General features: G+C 47.0%; 11 protein-coding genes. All 11 read left to right on the top strand.

Translation table 11 applies throughout. The annotated features are described in order from the left end of the window. Positions 1-17 precede the first annotated feature (17 nt). The 11 genes from ARB69_RS11335 (at position 18) to ARB69_RS11285 (ending at position 13,263) form a co-directional block, all read left to right on the top strand. The gene (locus tag ARB69_RS11335) at positions 18-1,109 is read left to right on the top strand and encodes a BMP family ABC transporter substrate-binding protein (protein ID WP_242843891.1); all 1,092 of its coding nucleotides are present in this window, start codon (positions 18-20) and stop codon (positions 1,107-1,109) included. A gap of 116 nt (positions 1,110-1,225) precedes the next feature. Then, complete coding sequence (locus ARB69_RS11330) at positions 1,226-2,062, top strand: nucleoside phosphorylase (RefSeq protein WP_050642059.1); 837 nt, start codon at positions 1,226-1,228, stop codon at positions 2,060-2,062. Between the two features lie 87 nt (positions 2,063-2,149). Next, the gene (locus ARB69_RS11325) at positions 2,150-3,682 is read left to right on the top strand and encodes an ABC transporter ATP-binding protein (protein ID WP_050642058.1); all 1,533 of its coding nucleotides are present in this window, start codon (positions 2,150-2,152) and stop codon (positions 3,680-3,682) included. Further along, positions 3,672-4,757: an ABC transporter permease gene (locus ARB69_RS11320; protein WP_050642057.1), complete on the top strand. Its 1,086-nt coding sequence runs from the start codon at positions 3,672-3,674 to the stop codon at positions 4,755-4,757. Before ARB69_RS11325 ends, ARB69_RS11320 begins: the two co-directional genes overlap by 11 nt. 1 nt (position 4,758) lies before the next feature. Beyond that, positions 4,759-5,703, top strand: coding sequence for an ABC transporter permease (locus tag ARB69_RS11315; protein ID WP_055153184.1), 945 nt, complete (start codon positions 4,759-4,761; stop codon positions 5,701-5,703). After that, complete coding sequence (gene tkt / locus ARB69_RS11310) at positions 5,700-7,700, top strand: transketolase (protein ID WP_055153182.1); 2,001 nt, start codon at positions 5,700-5,702, stop codon at positions 7,698-7,700. Before ARB69_RS11315 ends, tkt begins: the two co-directional genes overlap by 4 nt. Before the next feature lie 186 nt (positions 7,701-7,886). Then, on the top strand, positions 7,887-8,666 hold the full coding sequence (locus tag ARB69_RS11305) for a DeoR/GlpR family DNA-binding transcription regulator (protein WP_055153180.1): 780 nt from the start codon (positions 7,887-7,889) through the stop codon (positions 8,664-8,666). A gap of 372 nt (positions 8,667-9,038) precedes the next feature. Next, the gene (locus tag ARB69_RS11300; RefSeq protein WP_050642044.1) at positions 9,039-10,013 is read left to right on the top strand and encodes a LacI family DNA-binding transcriptional regulator; all 975 of its coding nucleotides are present in this window, start codon (positions 9,039-9,041) and stop codon (positions 10,011-10,013) included. A gap of 105 nt (positions 10,014-10,118) precedes the next feature. Continuing rightward, entirely contained in the window at positions 10,119-11,447 is a 1,329-nt protein-coding gene (locus ARB69_RS11295; protein ID WP_050642043.1) for an ABC transporter substrate-binding protein, read from the top strand. An 88-nt stretch (positions 11,448-11,535) separates the two neighbouring features. Further along, positions 11,536-12,420: a carbohydrate ABC transporter permease gene (locus tag ARB69_RS11290; RefSeq protein WP_050642042.1), complete on the top strand. Its 885-nt coding sequence runs from the start codon at positions 11,536-11,538 to the stop codon at positions 12,418-12,420. Next, positions 12,421-13,263, top strand: a complete 843-nt coding sequence (locus ARB69_RS11285) for a carbohydrate ABC transporter permease (protein WP_050642041.1) — start codon at positions 12,421-12,423, stop codon at positions 13,261-13,263. Positions 13,264-13,292: the final 29 nt, after the last annotated feature.

Here is a 13,292-nt window from a genome sequence, read left to right as displayed (position 1 = left end):
AAAGGAAGGAACATATTATGAAAAAACGAGTATTGGCAGTTATGCTGGCAGCAGTGATGGTGATTGGACTTGTGGCAGGATGCGGAAAGAAAAACGAACCTGCGGCCTCAGACGGGAAAGATGATGGGGGAACGAAGCAGTTAAAGGTTGCGCTTGTTGTAAACCAGAAGTTCGGCGACAAAGCCTCCATGGATGACCTCGCAAAAGGCGCGGATCAGGCGGCAGAGGACTTTGGAGTTGAGATTAAAAAGCTGGAGTCTGCGGAGGCTTCCAAATTCGAAGAAGACGTGCGTGCAATGTCCAAGGCAGGTTATGACTTGATCGTAACTACATACGGCTACATGACAGACGCAACAAAGCTTGTATCAAAGGAATATCCGGATACCAAGTATGCGGCAATCTTCCAGACCATCAATGACGGCAGTGAAAAGTATGAAAATGTATGGGATACGGAATTTCACGGCGAAGGCGCTTTCTACCTTGGCGGATATATTGCCGGAAAACTGACAAAAGCGAATCACGTAGGCTTTGTTGTAGGCGCAGAGGAGCCGACGCCAAATGCGGAAGGCAATGGTTTTATGATGGGTGTAAAGGCGGCCAATCCGGATGCCACTGTTGAATTTTCTTATGTAGGAAGCTATGAAGATCCGGCGAAGGCAAAAGAAGTAACGAGTGCAATGATCTCAAAAGGCTGCGATGTCATCCAGACAGACTCAGGCGCTTCGAATGCAGGCGTAGTTGAGGCATGTAAAGAAGCAGGTATCCTGTGTGCAGGTGAGATCAGCGATTACTATGATACATACGATGGGTTCTATGGCATTGAAGGCATTGGATTTGGAGACACCGTATACAAAGCAATTGAAATGCTGGAGAATGGAGAATATCCTGGCGGAGAGCACGGAATCCGTGACCTGACAAACGGCGGATACTTTATGGATTGGGATTCATTCAACAGATTCGCAGACAGTAACGACGAGTATAAAGATGTAATGAAAGCAGCGATTGAAGAGGCACAGAAACTGGAAGAACAGATTAAGGACGGCTCCTTAGAAATTCCATTCAATACAGACGTGCCGAATTGGGAAAAAATTAAATCTTCAGCAGAATAAAACGAAAACGGCAGAGGCTGCCCCTTAAGCTGCAGTTACAGGCAGCTTAAACAGGGCGGCTTCTGTAAGATAATAAAACAGATAAACGAAGCATTGTTAAAGGAGAGTCAATGATTATGGAAGAAAACATGAACAAAGCATCCGCACCAAAGGCAGAGAACGAAGGGGTATATCATCTACAGCTCAAACCAGGGGATGTCCCGCCGTACGTGATTCTGCCGGGCGCTCCGGAAAGAACTTTAAAAATTGCGAAAAATTGGGAGGATGTGAAGGAAGTCGCATCCTATCGGGAATATAAAACAGTTACGGGAAAATATAAAGGGATGGATATGGCGTGCACTTCCACAGGCATCGGCGGGCCAAGTTCCGAGATCTGCCTTCACGAGCTGAACACACTGGGCGTGCACACCTGCATCCGTGTGGGGACGACGGGATGTATTGTACCGCAGTTCGATCTGGGAGATCTGATCATCCCGGTTGCCTGTGTCAGAAAAGACGGAACCTCTGCCACTTATGTAGAGCCCGAATTTCCGGCGTTTGCAAATACCTATGTGGTCATGGCCCTTATGGAGGCATGCGAGCGTCTGGGATTCCGTTACGGACTGGGCCTTGATTACACGGTCGGCTCTTTCTATATCGGACAGGGACGTCCCCTGAATGAGGATGGAAGCGGATACTGGCCTTCCTTTGCAGAAAAGATTATCCCGGATCTGCAGACTGCCGGTGTGACGAACATCGAGATGGAGACCTCCGGACAGTTCGTGGTAGGTTATCTGCACGAAATGAGGATGGGAGCGGTTCTTTCCGTAATTTCCAACAGGGTGCTGGACCGCTGGGGCGACAATGGCGGAGAAGAGAAGGCATGTCTGGCAGCGGCCGAAGCGATGAAAATACTCAAAGAGTGGGATGAAACAGGCGAAGTAAAACTGAGCGTGAAGAAAAATCAGGTATAGATACGAAAAGACCAAATCTATGGTGGATGAGCAGAAAAGGTAACAGTTCAGGTCTGCCTGGCCTGTTGCCAGAAAAGGAAGGATAATATGGCAGTAGCGGTTGAAATGTTGAATATATCGAAATTCTTCCCCGGCGTTGTGGCGAATGATAATGTATCCTTAAGCGTGAATGAGGGGGAGATACTTGGACTGATCGGCGAGAATGGCGCCGGCAAATCGACGATGATGAATATGCTGTATGGGATGATGGAGCCGGACCTTGGCGTAATCAGGCTGTCAGGGAAGGAAGTCCGAATCCAGTCTCCGAATATGGCAATTAAACTGGGGATTGGAATGGTACATCAGCATTTCATGCTGATGCCCAATTTAAGTGTTTTACAGAATATTATTTTAGGAAAGACACCAACTAAAAATGGGTTGATTGATACAAAAGAAGCAAAGGAAAAGATCCAAAAGATAATGGATACCTACGATCTCCCTGTAAATCTGGACGAAAAGATATACCAGCTGTCTGTCGGAGAAAAGCAGAGAGTGGAGATTATTAAGGCGCTGTACAGAGAAGCCAGAATCCTGATTCTGGATGAACCGACAGCCGTATTGACGCCCACGGAGACAGACAAGCTTCTGGAGGTGCTTAGGCTTTTGAAGTCAAAAGGCTGTGCGATCATCTTTATTACACACAAGCTCCGCGAGGTCATGGCAATCACCGACAAAATTGTAGTTATGAGAAAAGGCCTTGTAACAGGAACTCTGGATACCTCTGAGGCGAATACGGAGGGGCTTTCCGATATGATGGTCGGAAGAAAAGTAAACCTGGAGATTGAACGGCAGGCGTACCAGCCAGGAGAAGAGGTACTGGAAGTCAGGGACGTAAGTGCCTTGAACCAGAGAGGGCTTCCGGCACTGAATGGGATCAGCTTCCATGTATCCAGGGGCGAGGTTGTGGGTATTGCAGGTGTAGAAGGCAATGGGCAGACAGAACTGATCGAGGTTGTCTCAGGCATGCTAAAGCCCACGGGCGGCCAGGTTATCTTCGAGGGCAAAGATGTAACGGCGCAGAATGTACGCGAGCGTAGAGAAGGCGGCATGTCCCATATCCCGGAGGACCGGCTGAAGATGGGCAGCGCGGTCAACTGTACCATCAGAGACAATCTGATCCTGAACAGGTACTATCAGAAGCCATACTGCAAGGGCGGCATTCTGGACAACAAAAAGCTTCACGATTTGTCGGAGGATCTGTGCAAAAACTTTGACGTTAAGACGCCGGATTCCGATTATAAACTGGGGACGCTTTCCGGTGGAAATATGCAGAAGGTGATCTTTGCGCGTGAGATGGAGGCAGACCCGGATCTGCTGATTGCGGCACAGCCTACCCGCGGGGTGGATATCGGAGCCATCGAATCAATCCATCATAAAATCATAGAAGTGCGGGACTCTAACCGGGGCGTGCTGCTGGTCAGCGCGGAATTAGACGAGATACTTTCTCTGTCGGACCGGATCCTGGTAATGTACGAAGGAGAGATTATGGCAGAATTCAAACGTGGAGAAGCAGATGAGCGTACCATTGCAGTCTATATGACAGGCGCAAAGAGACAAGGCGGTGATGACGATGAAAAATAAAGAAAACAACAGAATATTATCCGCACTGGGCGTCGTAGGAAAACAGGTCAGCCTGATTGTTATTGCGCTGATTCTTGCAACAATCTTCCTGGCAGCTTCCGGTTACGAGCCACTGGCGATTGTAAACGGAATTATGGACGGGTTGACCCTGGATATCGCCGGCACGATCCGCTGGGCGACACCCCTGATTCTCTCCGGCCTTGCAATCTGCGTAACTTACAAGGCAGAGGTTTTCAACCTTGGTGTGGACGGGCAGCTCTATATGGGGGCGGCGGCAGCAACGGCGGTAGCAGTAAATATCCCGGAATCAATGAACCATTTGGCGGCGCTGGTGCTTATCTTCCTTTCCGCCATGCTGGCAGGAGCGTTGTTTGCAATGATACCGGCGCTGATGAAGGTGTTCCTGAACACGAACGAAGTGGTATCGACACTGCTTTTAAACTTTATCGCAGTATTATTTGTAGAATATCTGGTAACGGGCCCATTGCGTGACCCGGAGGCTGGGACGAATCTCAATGCCAGCGCTATTTTGAAAGAAAATACATGGCTTCCGCGTATTTCGTATTTCGAGCCCTCCTCTGCAAATATCGGGTTTTACATAGCAATCATAGTTATGATTATTTTAACATTTATTTTCTTTAGGACGGCCTTTGGGCATGAGATTAAGGTAGTCGGCTCTAATCCGGTCCTGGCGAAATACGCCGGAATGAAGCCAAAGAAGACGATCCTTCAGGTCATGGCGATGAGCGGAGCTATCGCGGGGATTGTCGGAGCGGTTGAGGTGACAGCGGTACAGCACAGGCTTCTGGCGGGCTTTAACCCTGATTTTGGATTTGACGGAATCGTAGTATCACTGCTGGCAAATAACAATCCAATCGGCGTGCTGTTCTCTGGTATTTTCTTCGGCGCCCTGAAGAACGGCGGAATCAATATGGAACGTATCACAGATGTGCCGTCAGCGGTAACAGAAATCGTAACGGCAATTATATTTATTACAATCAGTGCGAAGTTCCTGCTCCCGAAGTTAAAGAAAAAAGCAGCCAAAAAGACACCGGCAAGTGAAGGAGGTAAATAGGATGAATTTAGCAGTTATTTCTGATACATTGGCATCGATGATACGAATTGCCACTCCTTTGATGCTGATGGCCTTAGGCGGTCTTCTCTGCCAGCGGGCAGGCGTTTTCAACATCGCGCTGGAAGGTTTCTCACTGGTAGGCGCATTTGCCGCCATTGCAGTTGTGCAGTTTACAGGTGGAAGTGTTTGGGCAGGACTGATCGGGGCGATGCTGATCGGCGCCTTGTACAGCGCGTTGTTCGCCCTGTTTGTAACAAGGTTCAAGGCGGATAATATTATAGCCAGTATCGCCATGAACATGCTGGGCGCCGGGCTGACCTCATATCTCTTACGGGCGATGTTCGGGGTGCAGGGAGCTTACACGCCGGACAAGATTAGTAAGCTGGAAATGATTAATATTCCTGTCATCAAGAATATCCCGATCCTGAGCTGCATCAGCGGACAGAGTATTGTGACTTATTTTGCTATCGTGCTGATCATCGTGATCTATATTATGTTGTTTAAGACGAAGATGGGCTTAAGTATCTGTGCGGTTGGGGAGTCCGAGATTGCAGCGAAGACCGCAGGCATCAAGCCGGCGGTTGTAAAATGGCAGGTCATCCTGATCTCGGGTGCATTGTCAGGGCTTGCGGGGGCATATCTGTCCACAATTTCTGTTTCCCAGTTCTCCGAAGATATGATTCAGGGAAGAGGATTTAATGCCTTTACGGCACTTGTTTTCGGAAATGCACATCCGATATTCTCTTCACTGGTAACACTGCTCTTCGGGCTTGCAGATGCAATCGGAATCAGAATTGAGCTGATGGGAATGAATATTTCACCTTCTATCATCAAGATGTTCCCATTCATTTTCGCGATTCTTGCATTGGCAATCAGCTCTTATACGACAAAGCTGAAGATAAAAGGCGTGATTGGACATAAAAAGAAAAAGGAGAAAACGGCATGAATAAGCAAATAGAGAAACTAGCAGTGAATGCAATCCGGGTTCTGTCCGCGGATATGGTGCAGAAAGCAAATTCCGGGCATCCGGGGCTGCCTTTGGGCGCCGCCCCGATTGCATATGAAGTATGGGCGCATCAGATGTCCCATAATCCGGAGGATCCCCAATGGATCAACCGGGACAGGTTTATCCTGTCGGCTGGGCATGGCTCTTCCATGTTATATTCCCTCCTGCATTTATTCGGTTATGGGGAACTTGGAATTGATGATCTTAAGAACTTCCGGCAGTTGAATTCCCTGACTCCCGGCCATCCCGAATACGGCCATACAGCCGGCGTAGAAGCGACGACAGGGCCGTTAGGCGCCGGGCTTGGCATGGCGGTGGGGATGGCCATGGCGGAAAAGCATATGGCGGCAGTGTTCAACAGAGATGGATATCCCGTCTTTGACCATTACACATTTGCACTCTGCGGAGACGGCTGCCTGATGGAGGGAATCTCTTCGGAGGTCATGTCTCTGGCAGGCACATGGGGGCTGGGAAAACTGATCGTCCTGTATGACTCCAATTCCATCACAATAGAAGGGAATACAGATCTTGCGTTTACAGAAGATGTGGAGAAGCGGTTCGAGGCCTTTGGCTTCCAGGTTCTTTCCGTGGAGGACGGGAATGATCCGGTGGCAATCGGAAAGGCAATTGAGCAGGCCAAGTCGGAAAAAGAGCGTCCCTCCTTTATTAGAATAACAACCAGGATCGGGCATGGTGTACCGGCAAAAGAAGGAAAGGCCAGTGCACATGGCGAGCCGCTGGGCGAGGAAAACGTTAAGATTCTGAGAGAGTCACTCGACTGGCCGCTGGAGGAAGCATTTGCGGTACCGGAGGAAATTTACGAACATTACCGGTCGCTGGCGCGTGCAGGTGCTGGAAAACAGTATTTCTGGCAGCAGATGTTTGAGGAATATGGCAGTAAATACCCGGAACTGAAGGCAATGCTGGAAACATATTATGACTTTGACGCAGCATCCGGTCTTCTTGACGATGAGGCGTTCTGGGCAGGAAATGGAAAAGCTGAGGCCACGAGGAGCATTTCAGGCAAGGTGCTGAATGCTGTCAAAGACCGGCTTCCGAACCTGATTGGCGGCTCCGCCGATTTAGGCCCGTCAAATAAGACCGTTATGAACGGGGAGGCAGATTATTCCGCTGAGTGTCCCGCAGGCAGGAACCTTCATTACGGCGTCAGAGAACTTGGGATGACGGCGGTGGCTAACGGAATACTCCTGCATGGCGGACTGCGTACCTATGCGGCGACCTTCTTTGTGTTTGTGGATTATATGAAGCCGATGCTGCGCCTTTCTTCTCTGATGGGCCTGCCGTTGATTTCGGTATTGACCCACGACAGCATCGGAGTAGGGGAAGACGGACCTACCCACGAACCGGTGGAGCAGCTCACCATGCTCAGGTCCCTTCCGAACATGCATGTGTTCAGGCCCGCGGATGAAGTCGAGACAAAGGCGGCCTGGTATTCGGCGCTGACCTCCGCACACACACCGACCTGCCTGGTGCTTTCCAGACAGAATCTTCCTGCGATTGAGCAGACTGGCAGAGACGCGCTGCGCGGGGGATATATCCTTAAGAAGGAATCCGGTGAGGCAATCGATATGATATTCATGGCTACAGGTTCAGAAGTCAGCGTTGCCCTGGAGGCGGCCGGCATGCTGGAGCAGGACGGTATATCAGTCAGGGTGGTAAGTATGCCGTGTATGGATCTGTTCGCGGAACAAGACGAGGCATATCAGGAAGAGATACTTCCGAAAAGCGTTGCAAAGCGCGTTGTAGTTGAGGCCGGCAGCAGCATGTCATGGGGAAAATACGCCGGTATAGACGGCTGTTATGTGACAATGGATGAGTTCGGCGCATCGGCGCCGGCGGGACAATTATTCGAAAAATATGGATTTACAGCCGACGCTGTGGTAAACTGTGTACGGAAAAAGTTTCCGCAAGTTTAGATTTCATGATATAATGTACGCAGAGTGTACATTATATCATTGCGCATTTAGCAGTTTCTGCAGAACAGCAGAAAGCTGTGCTGTGCATCCGCCGGAGGCATCGTGTCCGCTTGCGGTCATGCTATAATAAACAATATGGTGGGACACATTTTCAGTGGGGAAATTATAGAGTGAGAGGTATTTCTTTTGAGTAAAAAAGAGGATAGATTAAACCGGTTAATTGAAATATTGAAAAGGCAGAATGGCGCTACGATCCGTGATCTGGCACAGATGCTGGATGTATCTGAGATGACCGTGCGCAGGGATTTGGATGCACTGAAGTCAAAGAACGTGATACTGGATATTCCGGGTGCAGCGGTCCTGAATACCCAATATACGTATGAAGGGGAAGACGATGCATATCAACTCTCTATGGCAACCCGCTCACATGCAAAGGAAAAGGAGCGGATTGGAAAGTTTGCCGCCTCCTTAATTCAGCAGGATGACTGCGTGATTATTGATAACGGTTCTACCGTAGAATATCTGGCGGATAGTATTGCAAAGGACATGAAGGTGACGGTCTTTACCTGTAACCTTAATATTTTAAATAAGATCTGCAGTAACCCCAATATTTCTATTATTTTTGGGGGCGGCTATTATCATCCGGATACGACCTTGTTTGAATCGGCGGAAAATATCACGTTGATCAAAAATATCAGAGCTACAAAGGTCTTTGCATCGGCGGCAGGGGTTCATGACACAATGGGGGTCACCTGCATGAATAATTATGAGCTGGAAATTAAACAAACGATCATCCAGTCGGGGGCAGAGAAGATCCTGCTGGTAGACTCCAGCAAGTTTGGGATGATTAAGCCATGCTTTGTGACAGATCTGGATATTTTTGACCGGATCATTACCGACACGAACCTTTCGGAGGAATGGGTACAGCTGATTCAGGAGAAAGGGATCGAATTGAATATGGTGTAAATAAAACGGACAGAGCATAGGTAAAATGCCGTTTCTCTGTTCTGGAGATAATACAAGACTTTGGATTTAGAATCCAGGGATTCATCTTCTTTCAAGGCCAGACTAGAAAATAACCCTTTAGTAAAATGCTGAAGGGTTATTTTTTGTTTATAAACAGAAATTGCATTTCACTTCCGAGCATACTTCAGACAGTATGAATGGAAAAAAACTAATAAAAATAGATAAAAACAGATAAATATAGAAAATAATAGAGAAAATATAGAAAAAATTCTCCGTTAAGCTTGACTTTTTTCTCCAAGTTGATATAATGTAGCTATATCAAGAAGGAAATCTGATTCATTTGTATGTCTGCATGACTTTAGGAGGATAAATATGGGCACCATAAAAGATGTAGCTAAAAAAGCCGGAGTCTCGGTATCTACGGTTTATAAGGTTTTTAATGATAACTACAGTACCCGCCCGGGAATAAAAGAGCGTGTACTGGAGGCCTGCAAGGAAGTGAATTATACGCACCATGCAGTAGTCCGCAACCGTAAGCTGTTAGGATTAATGTTCAGCGAGGCGAAGAATCCATTCACGAACGACCTGATCCAGATGATCATTGAAGAATTGGGAAGCGAATACGAAATCGTTGTATTATTCAGCAACGAAGATACAGACAGAGAAGAGCAGAATGTGGCCTGCCTGGAGCGCCTGGGGGTTGATGCATTAATCTTTGCAGCGGTGTCAAACTACAACTATCCAGAGATCGAAAAAATGATTGAGGAAGGCAAGCCGGTTATCCAGATTTTTATGTGTACCCACCAGGGCGCAGATACCATTCTTTTTGATGATGAGCTGGGAACATACCGGGCAGTAAAATACCTGCTGCAGAACGGGCATAAAGATATTCTGATGCTTTATAAATACCGGGAAGATTTTCCGCAAAGAGGCGACGGCTACAGGCGGGCCTTTGAAGAGGCAGGGCTGGAAGTTGATTCCCGTTTCTTATATGATATTCCCTATAATGACAGTATCAGGGGAATGATTCAAAACCATATTCAGGAATTGCAGCCTACTGCTATTTTAGCAGTGAATGAAATCATTGCTACCGCTGCAGTTGCTGCGCTTACCGAAATGAAACTGTCTTTTCCGGAGGATGTCAGTCTGATTATTTATGATGATTTACCCTGGGCGGCAGCCTCGGGAATCACCACGATTGGGCATGCTTTTGATTCTGCAGGGTCACTCTGTAAAAATATCCTGTCGAACTCAGGAAGTGCCGGTAAACCTCATGAGCCGGTCCGGCTGGTGATTGATCCGATGCTCATCGTACGTGATTCGGTAAAAATCTTAGATTCGAAATAGATGAAATAAGGGCCCAAACCAGTTATTAAGTCATTGCATCCGGAGGCGATGGTTAATAATAAATATGAACAAGTATAACCATGTTTAAAAGGTGAGGAGAAAATCATGAAAAAACGTGTAATTAGTGTATTAGTCATGAGTGCGTTACTGCTGGGATTAACAGCGTGCGGCAGCTCTGGTAATTCTACAGATAAGAAAGAAGATAAGAATGCGGGGAATGGTAAAATAACATTTACGTTTGCAGAGCATGTGGCGAATATTGAAGAACAGGCGCCCCAGGTATATGCTGTAGTTCAGGAATTTATGAAACAGAATCCGGATATTGTGATAGACATGACTGGTTCAGCGCAGGATGAACACACTCAGAAGATAAAATTAGCGTCACAATCGGATACTCTGCCGGATCTGTTCTATTCACTAAAAGGGGATGCCGATGCTATGGCGGAGGCAGGGCTGCTTGCAGATATTTCCGCAGACATTACGGATGATCAGGAATTTGTGGATGGTTTTCTGCCGGGAATGCTGGATGTAATGGAGATGGATGGAGCCATTTATGGGCTGCCAGCAGAGATTTTCTGCAATGGGATCTGGTATAACAAGGCGCTTTTTGAAGAATGCGGATTGGAAATACCCGTGACATATGATGATCTGATACATTGCGCTGAAGTATTTAATGAAAAGGGAATTGTCCCTATGGCACGTGGTACTAAGGATGTCTGGAGCAGCTGGTCGTTAATGACAATGCACGCCAGATACGGATTTTTTGACCATATAGATGGGATTTTCCAGGGCACGGACAACTGGCTGAACGACGATTACCTGCTGTTCTATGAAAAGCTTCAGGATATGTCAGAAAAAGGGATGTTTCCGGATAATGCGGCTTCTCTTGGTTATTGGGAAGCGACCGAGATGTTCCTTGGGGGAAAGGCAGCTATGTTTGACAGCGGGGCCTGGGATACCAAAAAGTTTGATGAAAGTGAATGGAAAGAAGACATTGGCTTCTGGTGGGGACCGACTTTCAGCGATGGTATCGGCAACCAGGAACTGGCTATGAAAGCGCCTTCTCATCCATATTGCGTATCTGCAAAAACGAAAGAGGAAGAACCGGAAAAATATCAGGCAATCATCAAATTCCTTAAGTTTTATTATGGCCCTGAGGGGACAGCCATCATTGCCAGGGATAACCAGAGCGTGCCGGTAACCAGATATGAAGGTGAAATTGATGCAGAATCGTACCCGGTGTTTGCGAAAGTTATGGAGCGTATGAATGATGATTGGGAAAGTCCCGAGACCTGCCCCAATATGACCTTGCCCGGACAGTTTGAGACCACTTATTTTGAAAGCATGGCAGGAGTCATCAACGGTATCTATACGCCCGAAGAAGCGCTCCGGTATATGGATGAACAAACTGAAGCACAGGGGCTGATCCAATAAAGCAGACTGCTCGCCTGATGCCGCTTGGCGCAGGCGAGTTTTTCAATCAAACCGGAAATTCATTTTCTTTTAGAGAGAGGTAATTTTAATGCACTGGCTGAGCAAAAGAAGTACGAAAATTATTATGGTGCTGCCGGCTCTGATTCTTTTTGTGGGATTTGTTATTATACCTATTTTTATTAGTGTTTATTATAGTGTTACGGATTTTACAGGTATCGGAGAGGCACACTTTATAGGCTTGAAAAATTATCGGGTATTATTTCATGATAAGTTCTTTTTCATCGCCCTGAAAAATACATTCATCATTTTGATTTGTATAACAATCACAGTATTACCTATATCTTTTCTTGTGGCTTTACTGTTGGAAAAGTCCTTCAAGGGAAGCGGAATCATTCAATCCATGATCTTTGCGCCAAATGTAGTGGCGCCGATCCTGGTAGGCTTAATATGGCTGTTTATTTTAGACCCCAAAATGGGACTGATTAACGCGGTCCTGAAAGGAATTGGGCTGGAAGGATGGCAGCAGCAATGGATTGGCGGACAGACACTGACGCCTTATGCGGTAGCATTCGTCTATTTGTGGCAGGTTCTGGGGTTTTATACAACCATAAATATGGCGGGACTGCGCAGCATACCTTCGGATATTTACGAGGCATCTCAGATCGACGGAGCAAACCGGGTTCAGCAGGTTTGGCGGATTACGATTCCGATGATGAAGAATACCATCGTGATTAATACAGTTTTGATTATTACTGGCGGGTTTAAAATATTTGAGACAGTTCAACAGCTGACAAATGGCGGGCCCAATCATGTATCGGACGTGCTGGTTACTTATATGTACCACACCACGTTTACAACCTCACGTTATGGCTATGGTATGGCCATTGCCACAGTTTCCTTTATATTTTGTCTGATCTTTTCGATCATATATCTGACCAAAGTGAATAAGTCGATGCATCAGGAGGAGGGATAGATGATGTCAAAAACACGCAGATGGCCAAAAGCCCTGAGCCGTATCGTGCTGATTGTGATCACGGCATTAACCGCATTTCCGTTTTTGTGGCTCTTTGTTCTTTCCTTTAAGACGGATACGGAAATTCTGAACAGCCCGTTTTCTCTGCCGGAAAGTATCAGTTTTTCGAATTATGAGCGGGCGCTTCATACGCTGCCCCTGATAAAGATGTTCGGTAATACTCTTTTTGTAGCAGTTTTTGCCCTGGCGATCAGCCTGGTCTGTACCTTTATGCTGTCTTATGCTATTACACGCCTGCAGTTTAAATCAAAGCGTTTACAGAATGGTCTTTATCTGCTATTTGTGGCAGGCCTTACGATCCCCCCTTATATTGTGATTTTCCCTACTTACCGTATGATTGTTTCCATGGGATTGCTGGGAAACAGGGCGTCTTTGATCCTGCCGCTGGCGGCAACGACGATGGCACTGGGCGTTCTTTTAATGGTCGGGTTCCTCAGGGACTTTCCAAAAGAAATTGAAGAGGCGGCAATCATCGATGGCTGTAATATCTATCAGATGTGTACAAGAGTTGTTCTTCCGGTTATTAAACCGGTACTTGCTACGGTTATTATTTTTAATGTTTTGTATTTTTGGAATGAATACCCTATATCGTCGGTTCTGGTAAATGACCCTAAAATGATGACAATATCCCTGGGAGCTTCTATGTTCAGAGGGCGGTATAGCATGGACTACAGCGGAATGATTGCAGCCACGGTGATTATTATTATCCCGCAGCTTCTGTTTTATCTGCTTTTCCAGAAACATATTGTGGAAGGCATGACCGCCGGGGCTGTAAAAGGATAAGCGCGCCCGGACGATATTTAATAAAAAAC

Source organism: Faecalicatena contorta, from assembly GCF_001404335.1.
GTDB lineage: Bacteria > Bacillota > Clostridia > Lachnospirales > Lachnospiraceae > Faecalicatena > Faecalicatena contortus_B.
This window is presented reverse-complemented; position numbering and strand designations above follow the sequence as displayed.